Source organism: Luteolibacter yonseiensis (assembly GCF_016595465.1).
GTDB classification, from domain to species: Bacteria; Verrucomicrobiota; Verrucomicrobiia; order Verrucomicrobiales; family Akkermansiaceae; genus Luteolibacter; species Luteolibacter yonseiensis.
The window spans coordinates 567784-591088 of record NZ_JAENIK010000011.1 but is presented as its reverse complement, the minus strand read 5'-3'; the positions used below and the strand labels follow the sequence as shown (position 1 = coordinate 591088).

Genomic DNA, 23305 nt, shown 5'->3' with positions numbered 1-23305 from the left:
ATTTCTGTTCCATGCAAGGCATCCTCTGCTCCAAGCATTCCATTGGCTACCTGCCTTTGCCGAAAGTTGCGAACACCTCCCTCAAGCATGCGATGTTCATGTTGGAGAACGGCGTGAGATTCTCCAGCGCGGCCACCGGCGTGCCCCATATTCATCATTACTACAGACACAACTCCGTGGAAATCGACAAGGCCGCATTCCGCTTTGTTGTGATCAGGGATCCTATCAAGCGCTTCCTCTCCGCCTACTCGAACAGGGTCATCCACCATCGGGAGCTTTCAGAAGAAAAGGTCCGCTTGTTGGCGGACAAGAAAAAACGTCTGAAAATCAAGCCTGGGGACTTCGAGCTGGATCCGGACCTGAGCACCTTCATCAGGCACTTGGAGAAATATCAAAAAATCCCTTCCATCCTCATTCACACGCGCCCTCAGTCCTCACTTGTCACCGACCTTGGCTTTTTTTCAAAAGTCTATCGCATCGAATCCATGGATGAGCTCGGCGATGATCTCTCTGAAATAACAAATCACGCGGTTCCGATCCGCCACTCGCAATCCGGAGGTCCCAAAATCGATGTTTCCAGCCTCGCCGCTTCGGAACTTGAAAAGCTACGCCGGTACTATCAGGAAGACTATCGGCTGTTGAGCAGATTCTATTCTTTTGACGACATCCGGGAGAAATGGGCCGGCAAACACAGTCCTTGACTTGCCAAGCCGCCGGGAGATGCCATCATGCGATCACACCACAATCCAAGGATCCATTACGCCTCTCTCTCACCGACCTTATGAGCCATGGTAAAAAGGATATTTCCAAGCTAGGCCAGATTCACGGAAAATCCACACCCGCCCGCCTCGCGGCATTCATTCGCAGGATGCTCGGACGGAAAGCAAAGACTTCCTCCCCCGAAGACCTTGTCACCCTGGATTGGAGGACCATTCTGACAAACAAGGGTGATCAGAATTGTCCACCGGAAATTTTCCGCCAACTCGCCGAAGAAGCCCGGATGGCCGGGGATTTCAAAACGGCGGAACACTTCTGCTCGAAGGGACTTGCCCGCCAGCCGGACAATTTATGGCTCGCTCAAATTCATGCGAGGATAGCCGATTCAACCTCGGATTCATCGACGCGTCAGAAGCGTTGGAGACGCGTTGTCGAGATGGGAGGGGACAAAGCTCCGGTCAAGGCATTCACGACCTTGGCGGATATCTCGTCCTCCCAAGCGGAATTCTCACAGGCCGGAGAAATCCTTCGACTAGGCCTGGCCATTCACCCGGACGATGCCGCTCTGAAGCAAAAACTTGCGCGCATCTCCTTCCGCAAGCGGCCGATGACACCCCCGCCATCTGGAATCCCGGATGGAGCTTACACAAAACACCTGTTTGAAGACTTCTTCGAGCCGTTCTCCCAAGGCACGTGCTCGCTTCCCTTCCCGCTGAAAAATCCATATCATCCGCTGCCGGAGTTGTTGGATTTCGCTGACTATGTCGCCCCATATGACAGCAATATGCAAGCTGGCAGGATCAACGTCTTCACCAGCTGGGCGGGCGGAAATCACGACATGAATCTCCTGGCCTCCCAACAAGCGGAGAGGGATGGGAAGACACACCTCATTTTGCAGGACGGTTTCGTCCGCCCACCGGAAGAAGGTGCGGGACCCGCGCAAAAAAGATCCATCCTGATCACCACGGGAGCGGCATATTATGATGCATCCAATCCATCTTCAATACAGTCGGCACTCAACTCGGACGAGTATCGTCTGACCGATGAACAGAAGCTCCGGGCCACGGGGATTTCACAGAAAATTGTTTCGTGGCGTATTTCAAAATTGGAGTCCCATCCCCGCATCGATCTCCACAGCCGTATCGCGAGCAAGGGGCGGAAACGGATTCTATTGGTCGACCAACCGGTTTCAGCCCCCACCGTCAATCACGGATTCGGCTGCGGCATGAGTTTTCTGAGGATGTGGAAATCCGCACTGGCACATTCGGATTTTGATATCCTGGTGAAGCTCCATCCCGAGACAATCAACAAAAATTCGGAATCATATCTAACGAAACTGCTACCCGCCAGCCTTCCTCCCCAGGTTGCTGTCATTGACTTCGACGTGAATCCCTACTGCCTGCTTGAGGCGGTCGATCTGGTATTTGTCTGCACATCTCATTTGGGATTCGAAGCCTTGATGGCAGGAAAGGAAGTTCATTGTTTCGGAATTCCATTCTACGCGGGATGGGGGCTGACCCGCGATCACATACCCGCACCGGCACGTAGGAGAAACCGTTCCCTGGAGGAGATATTTCATCTCCTTTACATCAGGCATTCAAGATACTCCCTTCCCGGGAAGGGCTGCGTTGAAATTGAAGACTACCTCCAACATCTCGCCGACACGCGGGACCGTACCGATGCCTCCCCGCCAACAAGCGACCACCATACGGAGGACGGAGATACAACACATCCTTCTCCTACCGTCCAGCCGACTTCTCCGATACGGATTCTGATTGTTATTCCCAGCGCCAGAAACGGAGCCACGGGACGCTATATCCAAACCTTGGGAGAATCTCTGTTGCGTCTGGGCTGCGAAGTCAATGTCCTGGCGGAGGGATACTGCAAACCTTTCGACAACGGACTGAAATGGCGCTCCTATCCCTTCGAAGGCGCATCGCTCTCACCGGAGGTCCGTGCGGATGTCATCGGCTTTTCGCCTCATATCGTATATGCCAATGGCGTGCGCTCCCGAGTCCAACGAGCGGCCCTCGAAATCATCCACCTCACCGGCGCGCGCCTCGTCATGCAGTCCGAGGACGATGACCTTCAGATTTACGAGATCAGGCAGGGAACCGCCGCCGGCAAAGTCCTGCCCTTGTTGGATAAACCGGTCATCACCCAGGATGAAATCATCCACTATCTGGGGGCCATCGACCTCAAACACAGCCTGTCTGTCTTTCTCGACCCCAGCTACGACAGATGGATTGAACCGGTCACGCGCGCTTTATGCTATCGGCTTGCGTCGCTTCACACGGCGATTTGGCATCCCTTCGCACAAAGACTCGCCAGGGAATACGGGGTCCCCACCCTGGTGGTCCCTCCCGTGGCATCGAAAGAAGACTTCAACCGCACCCCGTTGAGCGGCGAGGAACGGGACCTCGTATTGGCACGTCATGGCATCAGTTCCGACAGGGTGGTCATCTTTATCGGAGGAGCCTTATATAATTACTCCAATGAATATGCGGTTTTTCTCACCGCGCTTAACATTGCGGCAACCGGTACGAGCACTCCATTGGCGCTCGTGGTCACCCCGGGCCGGTCCGCGCTGCCTGTGGCAGGCATGGCGCGCGAACGCCTCCATTCCACAATTGAATTCGCATCACCCGATCTGGCCGACGACGGCGACTACATGGCCATGCTCAAGGCCTGCGACATTGTTTGTTCGCCCGGCCTCCCCGACACTTTCAACCGGTTCCGCCTGCCGTCGCGGCTGGTCAAGGCGATGGCCATGGGCAAGCCGATACTCACCTGTCGCTGCGGGTTCGGCGAGTCATTGGAACATGGCGTGAATGCCTTCCTCATGGACGGCGACAGCCCTACAGCATGGGCGGCAGGGATCGCCGCGAGCACGGAACCTGAGACTCGTGCCAGAGTCGGACGGAATGGAAAAAATTACGCGCTGGCGAACTTTGACAGTGATCTGGTGGCCGCCGATTTGAAGGACGCAATCGTCACGCTGCTGGCGACACCCGGCCGGCGGATCGGAGACAGCATCGTTCCTTCCGAGGAGCAATCGGATTTCACAGCGAACGTCAAACTCCTGCTGCTGCCCTATGGCCGGAACAGCCGGCCAGCAAGCATGCGGAGCGCGCTTCTCAAGGTATCCGAGACAACATACTGTCTCGATACGGTCGTCCATCTTGGCGCGGGGCCTTGCGGAGAACTGGAGGATTATCTCCGGTTGGGCGCCCGCCGGATGGTTTTGGTGGAGGCACTCGGGGAGGAGGTTGCCAAGCTCCGGAAATTTGAAGACGCCGCAGGCCGCATCCGGGTTCGGCAAGCCGTGGTGGCCGAAAAAGCATGCGAAAAAACGGCCGTAATTTACAGGAATGTCAGGGAAGACAGCAGGGATCAGATCTTCTTGTCGTTGGATCCACCCCGCCCATGCCTGGAGCATCTTCCCAATTTCGAAGCTGCCGAAAAAATCACTGTAACAACGACAACCATAAGTGAAATCTGTGACGGGATCGACATGGCCGGACCTGGCAATCTGCTCGTGCTCGAACTCAACGAATTTGAAGCATCCGCGCTCGCAGCAACTCCACATGAAGTGCTGCGGAGATTCCAGTGGATCGCCGTCAGGGTCTCAAACTGCCACACTCGACATGGAATAGGGAATGCCGGATCCATGCAAACCGACATGCTCTCCGCTGGTTTCCACCATGTCCCCACTCCTCCGGACTTTGGGCAAACCGGCGAGCTGCTGCTCTTTCAACGAGGACATTCTGACACAGCTTCCAGCGACACACGATCGTCCATTAATTGCCTTGCCAATGGTATTTAAAACCATTCCTTTCTGCCACACAAGTGTCTCGGTGGGGAGCCTCGCACCGCAGTCTCAAATTCCAAACATTTCTCTATGAACAAGGTCATTATCATCGGACACTCGCAAACCACGGCTACGGATGTAGAGGAATGTCTGGAGAAAAGCGGGATGAACCCACCGCGGCCATCACGACGCGAGCGCCTGCTCCCAAAAGAAATCACACGCTCCCTGTGTTCCGCCTATCAAATACCTCCGGCTGGGAATTTGACGGACGAAGCAGATTTCCAGCAAATTCCCGCTGATCCGCTATGGAATGACCTTCCTCTTGATCTGACGCTGGGGAACGTGGGCCAGGGCCTTTGGGGATGGGCGGATACCCAGGCGATTTTTTGTCTGGAATACTGGAGTTCGTTTGATTCCAAGACGGTGTTCGCGCTCATTTATGACGAGCCCCATCATTCCCTTTCGGAATCGATGCTTTACGAAGCCGCCGAGCCTGACGAAACCCGCCTCCGGTTTTTATTGGACAATTGGACCGCCTACAATGGCGCGCTTCTCCGTTTTTTCCTGCGTAATCCAGATCGCTGCCTCTTGGCAAATGCCCGCCAAATTCTGGCAGCACCCGATTTTTTCCTTTCGGAATTGGAAAAACTCGGAAGTTCCATCTCCCCCTCTCCCTCCTCCCCCAACATTCCGGCATCGTCGCGTTCCATGCCGCCCATGCCAAAAACCCCGGCCCTGCAGGATGCCTTGGCCGTTCATACGGTCGACCCGGACGCCGCCATGACATCCCTCCGCGCGGAAGCCGCCGAGTCGTTTATCCTCGATCATGTCCTTTCAGACAAGACCGCCTGTCTACAGATGTACGATGAGCTTCAAGCGAACGCTCACTTTCCTTTGCCAGCCTTCAAACCCACGGCGGATCGGGGTGCGGCGGCATGGCTGGCTTTGATCGCACAGCGTCGCGCGACTTGTGCCACCATCACACAACTCCACAACGAACGCTTTTTGCTCATCACCCAGCTCCATCAGCTGCAGGAGGAATTCGAAAAATTTTACCTCAAAGACAAGAGGTGGCAGAAGCCAGTATCCATCTCTCGGGATGGGCGATGCTCGGAGGCGGCCGATCGCGTCAAACAACAGTTATCCTACAAAGTAGGCAAAACAGTTGTTGAAAAATCCCGCACACCCGGCGGGTGCCTGAGCATGCCTTTTGCCTTAGCCAAGGTGATCAGCGCGCACCGCCGGCAACTTCGCAAATCTCCAGGTAAAAAGCTCCAGCCAATTCAAACATCCGCGGACGCGGCCGAAGCCGACCGCATCAAAAACCAGTTGTCATACCGCGTCGGCAACGTCTTGGTAAAACATGGAGCGAAACCGCTTTCCTGGTTGAAATTGCCGTTCCTGATCCATCGGGAATACCGGGACTTCCACGCATCCCGGAACAAGGTTTCAAAACCCACCTCGCGCCCCTCCTGACACATGTCCACCGTATCACATTCCTCCTTGCTGGACATCCTGGGTCTGGTAGCCCCCCCGAAGACCGTCCTCGTGGTTGGATCCGGCTCGGGAACAAGTCCGTTCATCCGCTGGCTCCGGCAACAGTCTCCCGACCAGGTCTGCCTGGTTGAAGCCGATCCCAACCGATTCTCCGCCCTGCGGAAAAACCCGATGATCAAAGCGGATTGGGAGACACTGAACAGAGTCGTCACCACGGAATCCGTTTCCTCCCGCTTTTACCAGTTGAGCAACTCCGCCGAGAGCTGCCTCTTGCCGGCGGCCGCACTCCAGAAAATCTGGCCTGACGTGTGTGAAGTTCCGGCTGATCGGACCGGGAGTGAAACAATGGAGGTGACAATGGCCGCACTCATCCGGAACCGCCAGACGCCACCCAACTGGCTCTTCATCGACTGCCTGCCGGCGGCACTGCTTCTCCAGGAAATACATCCGGCCCTTCACCGGCTGGATGTGGTGATGGCCCGGGTGGTGGCGGACACGTCCTACTCCGTTCCTAACTCCAACAAGAAAGCGGTTGATCGCTGCTTGTCGGCACAGGGATTTCACTGCGTTCTGCTGGAGCCAGAACGCCATCCGGCGTTTCACACCGCCATTTATGTCAGGAGCTTCAAGGCCCACGAGTCCCGCATCGACCAGCTGGAAAGCGAATTACAAGAGGTGAAGTCCCGGATGGAATCGCAGCGTGAGCAGATTTGCTTGGCGGAACGCCAGCTTGCGTCCATCAAAGAGCTGTTATTACCGGAACCTCAATGAACCAACCTCATTCAGTGGCTGCAAGACCGCGGGTTTCCCCGGCCGCATCCCCGGATCGTCTGCCGGAGCAAGCCTTGGAACAATGGCGCCAGGGGGAATGGAAACTTCTGAGCGGAATCTCCCAACCAACCGTCGAGCAGCATCCAAGGCGCGCCCAGTTGGCGCTGCTCGTCGCGTCATCCCACCACCAACTGGGAGACCGCGAGGCCACGTTGCTTTGGGCACGCCTCGCGATCAGCTGGGGGGCGGAAGAAACCGATCTCGCCCGAATACTGATTTCCGGTGTTCATAACACGCTGGGCCGTTGCTCGGCCCTCGCGGCGGATCACGAGCGGATGGCATCACATTTCCAACAGGCCGTGATGCGCAATAACGAGCCGCCAAGTCTCTTCACAAGCCAGGACCGCACCATCAGGGAGCTTGCGAACTTGAACCTGCTGCAAGAGGCGACAGCAATCGTGGAAAGGCAGATCACCGCCCTTCAAAACCTATCTCCAGACTCCAGCCGGGAGGGAGCGCTCATCGCGATCCTGAAATCCGAAGTCGGACTCCTGAACCACGAACTCGCAATGGCCTTGAAACGAGGCCAGTTGCGCGGCCATACATCCGACGAACCGGCGCCTGACGGAGATATCGCGGAATCCGAAGCAATCTGGCTGAAAAATCTGAGCAACCGCGCAAGTTCGCAGATTGGTCAGGAACTTTGGGTGCTTGAAAAAACCAGCTACAAGCGGGGCGGCTTTTTCGTCGAGTTCGGAGCCACCGACGGCATCCTGCTCAGCAATACCCACATGCTCGAAAAGGAATTCGGGTGGAACGGCATTTGCGCCGAGCCCAATCCCACGTCATTCCGCGAGCTGGAGAAGAACCGCGGTTGTATTGTATCGCCAGCCTGCATCGGTCCCATCACAGGCGAGCGTGTGGAATTCATCTTCGCAGAGGCCTACGGCGGCATGGCCCGTGATGCGGATAGCGACAATCACAAGGACAAGCGCCAAGCTTATGCGGACAATGGAAATACCGCCATTCTCACAACCATATCTCTTCATGACTTCCTGGTCGAGCACCGCGCCCCCAGGATCATTGACTATCTCAGTATCGATACCGAGGGCAGCGAGTTTTCCATTCTCGAAACATTTCCATTCGAACGATGGGATATTCGATATCTGACCATCGAGCATAATTTCACCGCCCAACGCGAAAAAATCCGCAAGCTGCTCGAAAGCCGGGGCTACCGTTGCCAGGAGGCGCAATGGGACGACTGGTATTTCAAACCGGAGCACTCTTGATGCGGCACAACATCCCAATCTAACAATGATTCAGGAAATCAACCGACTGATCGCCTGCGGAGACCACACCGCGGCTCTCGAGCTGACTGAGAACGCGATCGCGAAACACGACAAATTCTTCATCTATTACGAAAAGAAATCCGAAATCATGCGCCTGCTGGGAAGGCAGCGGGAATCAGATCGGTTCCACGACAAGGCAACCAAGCTTCGCATGGCGGACCCGGCCTCGGGAAACGGCGGCCCCCGACCACATGCCGCCCAGCCGGCAACAACACCGCCGGTCCATCCCGCCGGTCCCAAGTCCACCTTCTGCGGAATCCACGACCGCTGTCCGGACACAACCCGCCGGCGCAAGGCGGAAGGCGGTCTCCGGCTGCAGGGAAAAGCAAGATCATGCGCCACCGGAAGCCCCCTCGTAAGCATAATAACGGTAGTGTATAACAACGCCGTTTCACTGGAGCGCTGCCTCGCTTCGGTATTCTCACAGGACTACCCCAACGTGGAGTCCATCGTTATCGATGGCGGAAGTGACGAACCCACTTTGAAAATCATCCGGGAAAACGCGCACCGGATCGACTATTTCGTCTCCGAACCGGACCTCGGCATATATCCCGCGATGAACAAAGGCATCCGGCTCGCACGCGGCCGCTATATCTGCCTGCTGAATTCCGACGACCAGTACGACCCCGCGTTTGTCAGCAAGACCGTGGCCCTCGCCATGGAAAGAGGAAGCCTGCTGGTTTCCACCGATTACATCCATGGAGAAAAACCGGTAAAGAGCCGCGGCGCGAATCCCGGAATCCTCCTCGGCCACCTGAATCTCAACCACGGCACGTTTCTGGCCCACCGCAACTGTTATGACCTTGTGGGCCCCTATCCGGAAAATTACACCATCATGGGAGATGCCATGTGGATGCGTGGAGCTTTTTTAAAAAACATCCCGTTCGACCACTTGTCCGAACCACTGCTGGTCTTCTCGGAAGGCGGACTGTCGTCAGGCTCTTCCGGCGCGACCCGTGATCTCTTCATCACCGAGGCGATCAGAGGCTACCTTTCGCAATACGACTTCCTCGATGAGGAGAAAGCGAAGGAGATCTATCTTCTGCGTTTCAATCCGAATCGGATCAACGCCGTCCTTACCATCGCAAACAGGCATCGGGATCAGACATCTTTTACCGAGGCCTTGTCCTGCTACATGGAATACTGCTTCCGCGATCGTGAAAACTTCATCATCCCGGACAAGGACCCGCGGGGATTTTTCCCGATATACCTGACAGCCTGCAAACAGCTCGGCATTCCATTGGACGCAATCCGCCACCGTGCCGGACACGGTTGCTTTTCCGAACATGTTTCCAGAATCAACCGGGCATTGGAGAAACGGAAAAAAACCGCGCTGCGGACAATCCTGCATTTTGTGACGGTTTTTTCCGCACCATCCGAAACCTTCATCTATGATCTGGTTCTTCGTCTGGAAAACCAGACCCGGTTCGACAACTTTGTATTGTTTGAACATGAGAAGCTCGCAACGGAGCGCCCGTATGCCAAGGCCATCCACATTCCTTGGAAAGATCTGCGGGCACCGGTCAGGAACGCCCTCTATGAGCACCTTTTTGCCTCCCTGGCCCCCGATCTCGTGATCGGCCATTTCGCCCTGAACACCTGGAAACTGGCACAGCGCATCGGCCCGCTTGGCATCAACATACCGCTGCTCAGCATGACGCATGGGATAGATGTCTTTTCACTGGGACAGGACAAGGATTACCACGACTACATTTCAAGGGATTACATTTCCCGCCATGACACCCGTTTCACCACGGTTTCCGGTTATCTCCGCGACAAATTGATCTCTTTTGGAGTTCCTCGCGAGAAAATCGACCTAGTCCACAACAGCATTCACCCACGTTTCCGATCGCATCGGCGTGAGGCGGTGGCTCCATCTCCCCAAAAGCCGTTACAAATACTGGCGGTCGGCCGGCTTATCGAATGGAAGGGCCATAAACATCTGATCGAGGCGCTATCTCTCTTGAAGGGACGGTCGCCGGCGAAATTCGAACTGACCATCGTCTATGCCAACGGCGCGGACTTGCTCCAGGAAATCAGCGATCAGATCGCGGCGTTGGATTTGCTCGAAGAGGTAAACCTGATTCCCTTTGTCAATTTTGAAGATGACCCGGACTTTTACAGCCGGTTCCATCTGTTCGTCCACCCCTCCACACACAGCAGTGATGGTCAGAAGCGCACGGAAACCTTCGGAATGTCTGTCCTTGAAGCCATCGCGGCCGGCCTGCCCGTCATCGCAACCGATGCCGGCGGAGTGCCCGAAGTGATCGGCGGGTGCAATCAATTCGCCCGTATCGTTCCCCACGGCGATTCGAACGCTCTCGCGGAGGCCATTCTCGCGGCAGTGGCGGATCCCTCAACGTTTGATGACAATGGAGGCTATGCCGACTCGCGGCTCGCCTGTTTCGATGAAAAGGAACAGCTTGTCTCCCTGAGTGAATCGATCTTGCGGATCACGCGGCGCAAGATAGAAGCCGCGCTGTTCAGCACAAGCACTTCGCAGGGAGCGGGCTATGCGGCCTACAGGTTGCACCGGGGTCTGGTTCTCGGCCCGGTTGTCAACCCCACACTCCACACCACGAGTCTCCGCCACCGTGGTCAGACCGGTGTCCGCTACATTCCCCATCCGACGATGAAGGCGGCGGGATGGAAAAGCCTGCAGGCCCCTTCGAACAGCTGGCCGAATCTGACCATCTTTACAGTCGATCAGCCTGTCATTCTGAACAGCCGCCTGAAAAGCTGGATCGAAGATTCAGACGTCATCAACCTGCACTGGACCGCGAGGTTTCTGTCGATCGAGAACATCGCGTCTCTGACCCACAGCGGCAAGCCCGTGGTTCTGACCGTCCGGGACATGCACCCCATCGCAGGCGGATGCCATTACTTCCACGGCTGCGACGGATGGACCAAGGAATGTGATGATTGTCCGCAGTTGGTTGACGACATGGATAATCTTCCCGCGAGGACGCTCAAGGCAAAGCGAAGATCTTACAATTTCAAGAACCTGACCCTCGTAGCCCTCAGCAATCATACCGCTGAAATCTTGCGAAGAGCTCCTGAGTTTCGCGATTGCCGGATTGAAGTAATCAGCAATTCGATCGAAACCGAGGTTTTTGTTCCAAGAGGAAAAGCCCTGTCCCGTGAACGTCTCAAGCTGCCCTTGAATCGAAAAATCATCGCTTATGCGCCGTCCTTTTCAAGTGAAGTGAAAGGTTTTCGCGAAGCCTCCGAAGCGTTGGCGCGGCTCCAGGCGATGCTGCCGGGAGAGGCTCCCCTCGTCTTGCTCATCGGACGAGAGACGCCGGCCACGAAAAAAATCTCTCTCGATACCCACATTCTCGGCTACATACACGACACTGAAGAACTGTCCTACGCCTACTCCGCCGCAGACGTTGTGATCGTGCCTTCATTGGAAGAAACATTCTCCAATACCACCGCGGAATCCATATCATGTGGCACGCCCGTCGTCGGATTCCGGACCGGTGCGATTCCCGACATGGCGATCAACGGAGTGACCGGCTACACCTGTGAATTGGGCGATGTCGAAGGTTTTGCGTCGGCGATAGCAAAAGTGCTCACAGCTCCCGACATGAGCAAAAATTGCAGAGACTACGCGGAGAAACACCTGCCGCTACATCGACAGGCACGTAATTACGAGAGGCTGTTCACCGAGCTTGTCGCTTTCGCCTCGAACCCCGCCCAAACAGAAGCATCTGAAATCACCGAATCCTTCCCAGAGATATCCGCGACGATCTATCAAAAGACGAGAAACCTGTCCGGCAAGTGATGCTTTTTGCCGGGATCCCCCTTCGCATTTACAGAAAACGCCACGTGTCAGCGGCATATCCGCCGATCCCTCCCTATGAAATCACAGGAGAAATGCCTTCGCACCGGATCCGGGTACGTTTTCCAATGGAGGTCACTGACCGCTTGCCAACAAGCGAGTGATGGGAAATGCCGATAGATGAACTTAAAAAGTTGCCCCGAGGCAACATATTCGAATTTCTTGAGGCAATAGACGAAGCCAAACGAGAAGAAGGCCCGCTCGGAACCTCGCATGAAACCCACATGTTCGTTTGACAGTCTTTCGCAGGCGTCCTGAATTCGTCCGCCTTGGTTATCGTTCAATCGGAATTCCGGCCAGGCGGCTGGCGTTCCCGGTCGGAGTCAGGAGTTCAGCAGTGATTCGGGCGGGTGTGGCCGAGACAGTCTGTTCAGATACCGCGTCGCGCGGCAACCGCTTGGTCACTTCGATAAGGTAGTTCCCGGGTTAGGATCGTGAGCCCGGCCGACGGCATTGCGGACTTCAAAAAACATCCAGTTTTTCACACCCAGCTTGGTCGGCGGGATCAGTGTCGATTTCCGAAACTGTAGACGCCAGCACCTTGGCAGGAACATCCGAAGCCAATGCTATCCGGGGAACTGTCTCAGACCTATGCCAGATAGCGGTCGAGAATGGCTCGTCCGGCAACGGAAACCTTTTCGTGGATATGGCCAGCCACGAAATTCCGGTCCACCGAGGACAGGGTCGCCTGATGGAAGCCGAGACGGTTTTCCGCATTCAAGCTCATGCTGCCACCCGCATTCTTTTGATTGATGTCATACAAATCTTTGCCGATCTGCCGCATCTTGTCCCATTCCGCCCTCACGCCAACCTCGTCTGCTTTCTGCCCGTTGCCGGCGGGCACTCCGAGGAACCCGATCACCTCCGCCATTTTTTCCGGGGCCATGGTGAAATCCTCGTAATGGAAATGTCTTTTTTCACATCCCGAAAGCGAACAGAAGTGGTTCAGGTTCGATATATAAATTTCCAACTTGAACCGGGCGGCGGCCGGATTGGCAATTTTCAGTTCGCGGGCATAGATTTCAAAAGGATCACGGATCAGCAGAACCACCTTTCTGCCTTGGACCAGCTCATCGTCGATTTCCTTCCACGAACCTTCCCCCTTCTTGCTGATATTCGCCGAATCATGCGTTCGCACAAACACCGGCGAGCCTGTCTCGACAAGCAAGGGCTTCCCCGGTGTCCGCCGGCCGGTCAATGATTCTATGCAGACGCGCAGGAAATTCAATCCGCTTCGCTGCGATGAAATGACCACCGGCTTCAAATTCTTGGTTTCAGCAATTTCCATAGTTTTCCTGTTTTTAGTCCGTCAGATGGCCGCGATCAACCAGCAAGATTCATTTTGCCCGGGTGCGTGAGTTCATTCATCCTCCCTGTCGATGGCTCTGGCTTTGCCGGGATGCCAACGGGGGATTCTTTTCAAATGCTTGCGGTATCGTTCGTCCAACCGGGCGCGTTCTTCCGGGGTCCACGGATCAAAGGCCGGGTTGTCCGCATTCTTGGGAAATTTCCGGTTAGCCTCCACGACCATTTTCCTGACCGACATGGCGCTCCCATCCTGACTGAGCATGCCTATGTGCTCAACGGCCTTCGCCGAGGGCGATACCCGTATCCCTTTTCCGGGAAATTCAAAATCGATCCGCGCACCCGCGAGATAGCACATGTGTTCCGACGGCTGGGAAAACAGCAGATCATATTCAAATATGACGACATTATGCCTGCCAAACACCTTGGCAAGGGCTCGGTACAACCTCAGCCACGACAATTCGGTCACAAATTTCCCATGCCGGATCTCCTCGAATGAAAAGTAGGGCTTGGTGGTGACAAGTTCGCAATACATGGATGAAATGAAGTCCGCGTAGCTTCTGATGGTGAGGAAAACCCTGACCTCCCCTCCAAGCACGTCCCTCATCGCGACGAGTTTTTTCACCAAAGCGTGATAGCCCTTCCTTCGAACGATGTCCACGATGAAGCCCAGCAGATTTTCGTCGGAGATTATCGCCCGCTTCCCCTTCAGCACATCCGGAGCAAAGACCTGCGAGCGGATGCGTTGGACGCATTCCATCACCGGAGGTTCGCCATTTTTGCGGGATAATCTGAGCAAGTATGGCGTAAGATGTCTCCTTGTATGAGCCAGATCCCAATAGGTGATTTGTTTGGCTTCCAGCTTGTGTTTGTTGAGAAGCAAAACCGTTTGACAATAGGTGGTCCCAGTCTTGTGGACACCCAGATGAAGATGAAAGGGCTTCCTGATCCTCCGGCTCCTGGGCAACAAGCCGGTCCGATGGATGTATGCTGTCAAGCGCTTCATCCAGATCGTGACCTTCTCCTCCATGGATCGTTCCTGGAGGGTGCCGACGAGATGATTTTCGGCTGCCACCCGGTCCGGGTTGTCCTGCGGTTCCGGGATAATGACCTTTTCCAGCATAAGGAATGTTTCGTGCGATCAGTTAATCATGAGGGAGTCACCACTCCCCGCGTTATGTCCATGACAGGTTGGAAACACCTCAAACCACGATTCCTCCCGCTGAATTTCACCACAAAACGCCACGTGGGATCGACATTGCGCGGTGTCTCCGATGCATCTGCCCGTATTTGGGCGCAGTTTGACAAAACCACCCTCCTTCCATCCATCGGATTGTCCCACAAGAGTGCGGAATTGTTCGAGTCCCCCAGCACAAGCCGGATATGAAAACGTCCGGCCGCACGACCCAACGTGATCATCGGCCCACAATGGCCGGATTCAAAAATGCAGACCGACCTGTTAATATTCACCACTCCTCTGTATTTGCATCTGTTCTGAAGGGATTGAGGCTAAATAGAGAATAGGTACCGTCAACTGTCAAAAAATCTTGTTCAAAGAGGCGATTTGCACGATCCCCCCACTCGTTGACCCATCATGGCTGCGGAGATCCGGGTTACCGCAGCTTTGCCACGAGTCTCGATTGCGCGCTGGAAAATCGGGCAGACCGTGCCCTGCGTCGGAAGGTTTTCATGTGGGTTTTCCTTCGGGCCGCGATCAAACGCTCCACCGCCCAACAATCCAACATCCGGCCCGCCTGCTCCGGAGCGGCCACCAAATCACTCACACAATTCCAATATAGTCAATTACCTCCCTGACACACCCCTCGCCTCCCGCGGTGTTCAGATGGAGATCGCAGCAGCTTTTCACCCTGCCCACCCCATCAGCCGGGCAAATAGAAAGCCCCGCCAACTGGAGACAATCCAAGTCATTGATGTCATCGCCCACATAAGCGATGTCATCCCAATGGAGCTCTTTTTCCCGAAGCCATGCGGACAGGGCGGACAGCTTGTCGTCGCATCCGTGAATGCATTCGACCCGTAGCTTCCTGGCACGCATTTCGACGACGGGATTTTTCTCCTTCGACAAGATCAAGACCGGCAGCCCTTGTTTTCTAGCGATTTCGATCCCCATCCCATCCCGGCGGCTGCACCTCACCGTCTCGGTTCCATCTTCGGACACCGCGACTTTTCCGTCGGTGTGGACACCATCGAAGTCCGTCACCAGAGCTTTGATCGGGCGGTTCGGAGTCGTCCGTTTGGCTCTTTGGACCGTATCGTTGGCTTGGAGCAGGTCGCGCATATCATCGATGTCGAAGGGCACGCTTCGCGACTCCACAGCCATCACCCGCCCGATGAAGCGGTTCTGCTGTTTCAGGAAGTCAGCCGCGCCGAATCCATAGGCGGCTCCGGTTTCCCGGTACTCGGGTTCACGATCCTGACGCCGCTGGCGGATTCCCAGATGGTCGTGATTGATTCCCGTAGCTCCGCCGTCGCTCCCATTGGATCTCCAAAGAAACCCATGGGAAGGAACCGCAAGAAATGTGGACTCCGCCCTACCCTCCAGCAACGGCTGAAGAACATTCGTGATATCTCCAGGCGTGGTGAACGGTGATGTGCACTGCAAAAATGCCACGAAATCCGGCATTTCACCATTTTTCCCCAGTTCGGAAAGCACGTGCTGGATCGCGGATTCAGAGGAGCATTCGTCCTCGGACAGATTCGTCGGACGGGCGATCACCCTTGCTCCGGCATTCCGGGAAACGTGTGCGATTTCGGGACAATCCGTGGAAACGTAAACGTGGGAGATCAACGCGCTCTCCAAAGCGGCTTTCACCGCGCGAACGACGAGTCTCTCACCACCGATTTTCCTGAGATTCTTCAGCACAAGACCCTTCGAACCACCCCGGGCCGGTATGATGGCGACGCACTTCACGGGACAATTTGTGAACGTTTTTGCCCGGTTCCGTCAATCATCGGAGCGGCCTTGGCGGTTTTTCCAGCGATTCGGCAATCCCTTGGTTGGTGGTTGGCAATTCCGGTAATCACCGGCGGCCGGACAGGCGATTGATTGTGGATCATTTAAGAATGCGTTGAATGATTTCGAAGGTGTTCTGCCTTTGGTTACCAGCGACATCAGCCGAAGGCGTGATTCAATCATCAGCTTCGGATTTCTTGTGATGGGCATCTCCTGGAAAAATTTCCTGGTTTGGCAAAAACTCCCGCTGGAATGGCTCCGGCCAACGGATCTTGCATCGCCCCGGAACCGAAAAGCAACGTTGGGACAGTGTCCCCCGCCCCTGGCTGGTCATCAGCAACAGGTTGATGAACTGCGACACTCTCTGTGCCTTCGGCTTGCGGGCCTCGCACCAGAAATCATTGAGAGTCGACTCGAAAGTCAGCTCGGGCAGGTTGTATACCGCCCTCCCCAAGGTGATCACCGGGACATGGTGGACCAGCCCCGAAATACCGACGGAACTGTTGATGTTCACCACTCCTTTCGAGTGCGAAAGCAGCGTGGGCAGGTGGACCCGATCCACATAGAGAATGCGGTCGCCTCCCACACGATGGTTCAGTCCGGCGATCAGATCCGTGTAGTCCTTGTATCCCCGGTCCATCGGATGGACCTTGAAAACGAGCTTCGTCTCGACCGGAGCATGATGGGCGAAAGACTTCACGACCATCTTGATGAACTGTTCGATCGACCGGAAGTCCGAACACATGGTGATCTGGGTATCACTGTGGACCTGCAGCGGCACCGCATAGTAGGTGCCGGACATTTCACCGGCGAACAGCTTGTCGTATTCGAAGTCCCGGCTACGCTCCATGAAACGCCAGAGGTGGACGACCCCGTGCTTGAAATGCCCCCAGAGTTTCATGCTGCGCTGGTCGACGAAGTTGGGGAAAAGCGGGGACGTCACCCGGCTGATCAAAAAATTCGTACAAAAAGACATCAGCTTGGCAGGCGTGCTTACCTGACAGATTTCCGGCGGGGTTTCCACCACCTTCGGCGGCGCACCCCCGGCGAGCAGCTCCGCCCAGGCCTTCGCCATGGTTGGCAGTGGCTGGCTTTTCTGGCTGAACACGGTGACACAGTTCGGCCGGATCAGTCCGAGCTCGAAGACATGGCAGCCCAGATCCAGCTCTTCCGCCATTTTCCAAGCCACCTGATTGTAGGGTCGGTAATGGTTGTAGAGGAAAAATGTGTCATAGCCTTCCCTGTGGACCAGTTCCCGCAACCACGCTTCGAAAGCCTCCAATGGCTTGCGGAAAAGATGCGTCCGCACTCCACGCAGCCGGTAGACAAGATCAGGAGCGCAAAAGAACACCTTCCCCACCTCGTGACCGGCATCCTTCAGGTCAAGGGCCAGGAGAGACATGCCGCTTTCCCAATCACCTTGGACAATAAGAATCTTTTTCTTCTTTACGGATGGGACGGTTTCCAAGCCCCCGTTCACACGATCCCCATGCTCCGCAGGGGAGGGAGTAATCGCCAGTAGCTCCTCCGCATCCGCGTTTGTACGATAGGCTCCGAGGGAGAGTGTGGGCAACATAGAGATTATCCGTCAAATCATTGGGTTCAGCTCAACCTTTCATTACCTTTTTCAGCCGACCGGCTCAGGCGTTCGCATCCGTTTAGAAGCAGAAGACTAGGTAAAGAACATGCTTCGTCAACTGTCAAAAACCCGCCCCGGTGCGGCATTTTGCACGAACGGATCCTGTTTCCACAGATACACGAAGCAGATTGAAAACCCTATCCGAAGAAATTTCCATACCGGACCGGATGGACTTCCGCCGGCTGACCTGTGATGGCCCTACCACCGGACGGCAGCGGCGGCCCAGGTCAGCCCCGCACCGAAGACCACCAGCACGATATTGTCCCCCCGCTTGAAAGCACCGCTGCGGTTCGCTTCGTCCAAGGCAATGGCGACGGCTGCTGCGGAAGTGTTGCCGTATTTGTCAAGGTTGACGAAAACCCGCTCGTTTGGCACGGCGAGACGGTCCGCGATGGCGTCGATGATGCGGAGATTCGCCTGGTGGGGAATGACACATGCGATGTCCTGAGGCTGAAGTCCGGCCCGCTCGATGACTTTCTCCGCCGCTTCCTTCATGCGGGTGACGGCGTGCTTGAAGACCTCCTTGCCCATCATGGTGAGCGCGAAAAGATTTTCTCCCACGTTTTCGGAGGTGATGGGGCACGCGGTGCCGCCGCCGGGGATGTTGAGCAGATGGGTGAGATTGCCGTCCGTGCCCATTTCCGTGGCGAGGATGGAACCCTCTTCCGGCTCGGCGGCACGGAGAACGGCGGCTCCCGCGCCATCGCCGAACAACACACACGTGGTCCGGTCTTCCCAATTTGTGACGGCGGAGAGCTTTTCCGCACCGATGATCAGCGCGTTTTTGAAGGCACCACTGGAAATCATCCGCTTGGAGATTTTCATGGCGTAGAGAAATCCCGAGCAGGCGGCGGAGATGTCGAATGCCACCGCACCGAGCGCGCCCAGATTTTTCTGCACGTAGCATGCCGTGGCCGGAGTCAGAGTGTCCGGCGTGATGGTCGCGACGATGATGAGTTCCACGTCCTCGGCGGCGAGGCCGGCCTGTTCAAGGGCTTTTTTGGCCGCTTCGGTTGCCATGTCGGAAGTGCATTGCCCCTCTGCGGCGATGCGGCGTTCCCTGATGCCCGTCCGCGTGACGATCCACTCGTCGCTCGTTTCCACCCGCTCGGCCAATTCGGCGTTGGTCAGGATTCTTTCTGGTAGATAACTGCCGGTTCCAGCGATGCAAACTTGGATGGCGGAGGAAATTTCACTCATGCGGCGGGAGAGTGGAACTGACGGGACGGCCTCACAAGCGCGAAGTTGGTTCCTGCCTGCGGATTTGTAGCAAGGTTTTGGCCCGCGTGGAGCGCCCGGGCAGCGCTTCTCCTCCTTGCCGTCCGAAATCTTCCCGACACCAGTCCACGATCATCGTGCGGACTCCCCCTTTCCGCTGTTCCGTGACGGGTCGATCCCCATGGTATTGGTTGTCGACGTGCGCATCCTGAAACCGTGTGAGTCCCACCGATCCAGCCGCATCAATATCGACATAACCTATTGTTATTCAATAATAAATCATCACCTCTTCTGATCCTCGAAGCGAAATGAAAGCCATTCATTCATTTCTGGACAAATCCGAAGAAGTGATCAGTTTCGGGCTCGCGGGAACCCGCAAACAACAATAATAACCAGTCGATTACGTCTATATAAACGCATGAAAAAGCTCATTTTTTCTTCTTTCATCCTTCCCGCATTGCTTTCGGCAAATGCAACGGCCTCGCAGTTCAGCTACACACATCTGGATCTCGGCTATTTGAATGGATCCGCTGAAACGCCGGTTGATGAAATCGATCTGGATCTGGAAGGTTTTGTCGCGAAAGGCCGCATCCAGATCGCCGAGGGCTTCTTCGGTTATCTGGGATATGAGGACGGCGAAATCGAAACGGATGCCAACGGCATTCCGGACGAGTCGCTCGATACCTTGCGTCTCACCGCAGGTCTCGGCGGCTATGGCTCGATCTGCGACAGCGCGGATGTGTATTACGGCATCGGCTATAAATACACGGAACTTGAAACCTCCGGAATCGAACAGGAGCTGGGCAACATCGATCTCCATGTGGGTATCCGCTGGGCACCAACGTCATGGTTGGAAGTCAACCCACATCTGGAGCAGAGCTTCGGCGTCTCCGATGACGATCTGGATGCGGTCGACACCACGACCATCGGCCTCAACCTGTATGTGACGGCCATCGATTACGTCAAACCGTTCGCCGGCATCTCATACGAGCTGGACACTTCGGATGACAGCTTGGTGGAAGACACATTGCTTTACTCGGTTGGTCTGCGCCTGAGCTTCTGAGCCTGATCGTCCGGAGCACGCCTCCTTTTTATGAAACCGCACGGGAAACCGTGCGGTTTTTATTTGGGCCGGGGTTTCGAATCGCGATGCGGCTCAAACCGTCACCGTGGCGGCTTCAACCGGTGCGGATGGATGGATCGCGGCGAGAGCGGCCTCGATGCGGGGATTCACGCCTGTTTCGACAGTTTCAAGGCCGACGCGGATGGCGTTTCTCACCGCGAGCGCGGTGGAGGATCCATGGGCGATGATGACGACACCATTCACTCCAAGCAAGGGACTTCCGCCATAGGTCTCATAGCTGCTCTTTTCCTTGAGCGCACGGAAGGCTCCTTGGGCGAGCATGGCTCCGGCGATGCGGAGAGGGTTGCCCTTGATTTCGGTTTTCAACCATTTCGAAACCGCCTTCGCGGTTGCCTCGATGGATTTGAGCATGACGTTCCCGACAAAGCCGTCGCAAAGGACCACGTCGAGTTCAGATTCGAAAAGATCGCGGCCCTCGACGTTGCCCACGAAATTGATACCGGGTGTCTGTTTGAGGAGTTTGAACGCCTCCTTGGTGAAGGTGGTGCCTTTTTCGTCTTCCTCGCCGTTCGACATGAGGCCGACCTTCGGCTCCTTAACCCCCAGCACACCACGGGCAAAGGCGGTGCCCATCACGGCGTAGGCGACGAGATGCTCGGGCTTGGCCTCCGGATTCGCTCCGGCATCGAGAATGTGGCAGATGCCGTACTCGTTCGGCAGCGCCGAGGCGATGCCGGCACGATCCACACCGGGAAGGGTGCGTAGTTTGAGAGTGGCGGCCGCGACGGCTCCACCGGTATTTCCTGCGGAAACGAAGGCATCGGCACGTCCATCTTTCACCATGTCCATGGCGATGTTGATGGAGGAATTTTTCTTTTTCCTCACCGTCTTGGCTCCCGGCTCCGCCATGCCGATGACTTCCGGAGCATCCACGATGCTGACACGCGGGTCATTGAGATCCAATCCCTGCCTCCTGCATTCCTCCTCCAACACAGACTTGATACCCACAAGGTAAAGATGCTGCATTTTCGGATAGTACCGGAGCGCGTCGATGGCTCCTCCGATGTTGACCGCGGGGGCGTGATCCCCGCCCATGGCGTCTAGGGCGACTTTCATTTGAGCTTAAAGCAAGTATGGGGGGAGCTGGAAAACATGACGACGACAAATCACCGCCACGGGTCACCCCGGGCGGTAATTTTCTAAAGTGGAGTCTTTCCCGGCTTCAGAGTGCTTCGACTTCGAGCACCTGACGGCCGCGATAGCTGCCGCAGGAAGGGCAGGCGATGTGCGAGGGAACCTTGCTGCCGCACTCGGAGCAGGTCTTGAAGATCGGTGCGCGCCAGCGGGTGGCGCCACGGCGCATTTTTTGGCGGCTTTTGGATTGGCGGCGTTTTGGTACGGCCATGGTCGTTAGTTCGGTTAGAGTTGGTCCTTTTGGTCCTTTAGTTTGTCGAGAGCGGACCAACGGTCGTCACTCCCGGCGCGGGGCGGAGTGGGTAGCCCATCTTCCGGGACCTTGTCCACTGATAAATATCGAGAATCGATTTCACATTTCTGCGGCACGTCCCCTTCCTCGCAACGGGGATCCACCGGGAAGTTGATGAGGACCTCTTCCCGGAGGCCTTCGGTGACGTCGAGTTCACCCTCCCGACCGATCTCAACAGACACCGCGGCACCTTCCAGATGGATGGTCTGGACGAACGGATGCAGGGTCCGCACGCAGGTGAATTCGAACGGCGCGGAGAGGGTTCCTGTGAGCAAAAGCTCGGAACTGAAGCGCTGGACCCAGAGATCATACACCAGAGGACCAACAGGTTGCGCATCCCCCTCGGGTAGATCGAAGATTTCCTGCGACAGCTCGCCGGCGAATGACTTGCCCTCTTCCGGCAGGCTGGCGAGGTCGATGACCAGATGTTTTTTCATGGGCGGAATGTAACGCCCGGCAGGGCTTCGCCAAGTCGCAATATTTCGTCTCGTCATGGGCATGCCATTCGCTAGTTTGCCGGGCACCATGCCCATTGACGTTCCCCTTCTCGCACGGATTTGTGAAGCCCCAGGCGCCCCTGGATTTGAAAAAGAGATCCGAAATCTGGTGCTCACCGAGCTAAAAGGCCTCGCCGACGACGTGAGCGTGGACAACATGGGCAACGTCACCGCCTTGAAAAAAGGCAGATCATCCGAGAAAAAAACGATGGCTGCCGCCCACATGGACGAGATCGGCTTCATCGTGACACACGTGGATGACAAGGGCTTCGTCCGCTTCAACCCGGTGGGTGGATTTGACCCGAAGACCCTCACCTCCCAGCGCGTGATCATCCACGGACGCAAGGACATCATGGGCGTGATGGGCTCCAAGCCCCTGCACATCATGACTCCGGATGAAAAGAACAAGGTGGTGAAAATCACGGACTTTTTCATCGATCTCGGACTCCCCAAGAAGGAAGTGGACAAATTCGTCGCCGTGGGGGATTTCGTCACCCGCCACTCGCCGCTGGTCGAACTCGGTGACTGTGTGAACGTGAAGTCCCTGGACAACCGCGCGTCGGTTTTCGTCCTTCTCGAAACGCTGAAGGAGCTGAAAAAATCCAAACGCAAGCCCGCCTATGACTTTTACGCCGTCTTCACCGTCCAGGAGGAGGTCGGCCTGCGGGGAGCACAGGCGGCCGCGCTGCGGATCCAGCCGGACTTCGGCATCGGACTGGACACGACGATCGCCTACGACGTTCCCGGTTCCACCCCGCAGGAACGCTGCACCACCCTGGGTGAGGGCGCGGGCATCAAGCTCATGGATTCTTCCGTGATCTGTGACTACCGGATGATCGAATTCATGAAATCCGCCGCGAAACGCCACAAGATCAAGTGGCAGCCGGAAATCCTCATCGCCGGCGGCACCGATACCGGAAGCCTCCAGCGCATGGTCGCCGGCGGATCCATCGCAGGCGCGGTCTCCATCCCCACCCGGCATATCCACCAGACCATCGAGACCTGCCACAAGGACGACCTCTCCGCGTGCATCCAGCTTCTCGCCGCCTGCGTTTGCGAATTGGACCAACACGACTGGAAATTCTGATTTCCAAGAAACGGTTTTCGGCCACC

The 23305-nt window shown here is 56.1% G+C and carries 18 protein-coding genes and 1 pseudogene; 10 read left to right on the top strand and 9 right to left on the bottom strand.

The window, feature by feature from the left end; genetic code table 11:
- The first annotated feature begins 11 nt into the window (after positions 1 to 11).
- The 7 genes and pseudogenes from JIN84_RS12235 (at position 12) to JIN84_RS12210 (ending at position 11932) form a co-directional block, all read left to right on the top strand.
- Complete coding sequence (locus tag JIN84_RS12235; RefSeq protein WP_200351324.1) at positions 12 to 701, top strand: sulfotransferase family 2 domain-containing protein; 690 nt, start codon at positions 12 to 14, stop codon at positions 699 to 701.
- Between the two features lie 299 nt (positions 702 to 1000).
- Positions 1001 to 4543, top strand: a complete 3543-nt coding sequence (locus tag JIN84_RS12230; protein WP_200351323.1) for a capsular polysaccharide export protein, LipB/KpsS family — start codon at positions 1001 to 1003, stop codon at positions 4541 to 4543.
- 75 nt (positions 4544 to 4618) lie between these two features.
- On the top strand, positions 4619 to 6004 hold the full coding sequence (locus JIN84_RS12225; RefSeq protein ID WP_200351322.1) for a hypothetical protein: 1386 nt from the start codon (positions 4619 to 4621) through the stop codon (positions 6002 to 6004).
- A 192-nt stretch (positions 6005 to 6196) separates the two neighbouring features.
- Entirely contained in the window at positions 6197 to 6796 is a 600-nt protein-coding gene (locus JIN84_RS12220) for a hypothetical protein (protein WP_200351321.1), read from the top strand.
- Between the two features lie 14 nt (positions 6797 to 6810).
- Positions 6811 to 8085 carry an FkbM family methyltransferase gene (locus JIN84_RS23415; protein WP_200351320.1) on the top strand — a complete coding sequence of 425 codons (1275 nt, stop codon included), beginning with the start codon at positions 6811 to 6813 and terminating at the stop codon, positions 8083 to 8085.
- Positions 8086 to 8110: 25 nt separating this feature from the next.
- Positions 8111 to 8809 (top strand): annotated as a pseudogene (locus JIN84_RS23530) (glycosyltransferase); the annotation flags it as partial.
- Between the two features lie 141 nt (positions 8810 to 8950).
- A complete protein-coding gene (locus JIN84_RS12210) occupies positions 8951 to 11932 on the top strand; it encodes a glycosyltransferase family 4 protein (RefSeq protein ID WP_325099592.1) in 2982 nt (993 codons plus the stop codon).
- A gap of 646 nt (positions 11933 to 12578) precedes the next feature.
- Here the strand turns inward: JIN84_RS12210 and JIN84_RS12205 are convergent.
- Together JIN84_RS12205 and JIN84_RS12200 are read right to left on the bottom strand one after the other, a co-directional pair.
- Positions 12579 to 13277 (bottom strand): hypothetical protein, encoded by a 699-nt coding sequence (locus JIN84_RS12205; protein ID WP_200351318.1) that lies wholly within the window; start codon positions 13275 to 13277, stop codon positions 12579 to 12581.
- A gap of 72 nt (positions 13278 to 13349) precedes the next feature.
- Positions 13350 to 14054: a hypothetical protein gene (locus JIN84_RS12200; protein ID WP_200351317.1), complete on the bottom strand. Its 705-nt coding sequence runs from the start codon at positions 14052 to 14054 to the stop codon at positions 13350 to 13352.
- A gap of 63 nt (positions 14055 to 14117) precedes the next feature.
- Between JIN84_RS12200 and JIN84_RS12195 the strand changes: the two genes are divergently transcribed.
- Entirely contained in the window at positions 14118 to 14681 is a 564-nt protein-coding gene (locus JIN84_RS12195) for a hypothetical protein (protein ID WP_200351316.1), read from the top strand.
- Positions 14682 to 15074: 393 nt separating this feature from the next.
- Here the strand turns inward: JIN84_RS12195 and JIN84_RS23410 are convergent, their stop codons facing one another.
- From JIN84_RS23410 to JIN84_RS12175, 4 genes are all read right to left on the bottom strand, one after another.
- A complete protein-coding gene (locus JIN84_RS23410) occupies positions 15075 to 16226 on the bottom strand; it encodes a cytidylyltransferase domain-containing protein (RefSeq protein ID WP_200351315.1) in 1152 nt (383 codons plus the stop codon).
- Between the two features lie 33 nt (positions 16227 to 16259).
- Positions 16260 to 16451 carry a hypothetical protein gene (locus JIN84_RS12185; protein ID WP_200351314.1) on the bottom strand — a complete coding sequence of 64 codons (192 nt, stop codon included), beginning with the start codon at positions 16449 to 16451 and terminating at the stop codon, positions 16260 to 16262.
- On the bottom strand, positions 16444 to 17844 hold the full coding sequence (locus tag JIN84_RS12180; protein WP_200351313.1) for a capsular polysaccharide export protein, LipB/KpsS family: 1401 nt from the start codon (positions 17842 to 17844) through the stop codon (positions 16444 to 16446). The genes JIN84_RS12185 and JIN84_RS12180 overlap by 8 nt, the downstream gene beginning before the upstream one ends.
- Before the next feature lie 261 nt (positions 17845 to 18105).
- A complete protein-coding gene (locus tag JIN84_RS12175; RefSeq protein WP_234043445.1) occupies positions 18106 to 19107 on the bottom strand; it encodes a beta-ketoacyl-ACP synthase III in 1002 nt (333 codons plus the stop codon).
- Between the two features lie 436 nt (positions 19108 to 19543).
- Here JIN84_RS12175 and JIN84_RS12170 point away from each other — a divergent pair, with 436 nt between their 5' ends.
- Positions 19544 to 20188, top strand: coding sequence for a hypothetical protein (locus JIN84_RS12170; RefSeq protein WP_200351312.1), 645 nt, complete (start codon positions 19544 to 19546; stop codon positions 20186 to 20188).
- Positions 20189 to 20281: 93 nt separating this feature from the next.
- Here JIN84_RS12170 and plsX read toward each other — a convergent pair whose 3' ends face one another.
- From plsX to JIN84_RS12155, 3 genes are all read right to left on the bottom strand, one after another.
- Positions 20282 to 21325, bottom strand: a complete 1044-nt coding sequence (gene plsX / locus JIN84_RS12165; RefSeq protein WP_200351311.1) for a phosphate acyltransferase PlsX — start codon at positions 21323 to 21325, stop codon at positions 20282 to 20284.
- 106 nt (positions 21326 to 21431) lie between these two features.
- Positions 21432 to 21614 (bottom strand): 50S ribosomal protein L32, encoded by a 183-nt coding sequence (gene rpmF / locus JIN84_RS12160; protein ID WP_200351310.1) that lies wholly within the window; start codon positions 21612 to 21614, stop codon positions 21432 to 21434.
- A gap of 14 nt (positions 21615 to 21628) precedes the next feature.
- Complete coding sequence (locus tag JIN84_RS12155; RefSeq protein ID WP_200351309.1) at positions 21629 to 22132, bottom strand: YceD family protein; 504 nt, start codon at positions 22130 to 22132, stop codon at positions 21629 to 21631.
- An 88-nt stretch (positions 22133 to 22220) separates the two neighbouring features.
- On the opposite strand from JIN84_RS12155, the gene JIN84_RS12150 reads away from it, so the two are divergent.
- The gene (locus JIN84_RS12150) at positions 22221 to 23279 is read left to right on the top strand and encodes a M42 family metallopeptidase (protein ID WP_345714832.1); all 1059 of its coding nucleotides are present in this window, start codon (positions 22221 to 22223) and stop codon (positions 23277 to 23279) included.
- Positions 23280 to 23305: the final 26 nt, after the last annotated feature.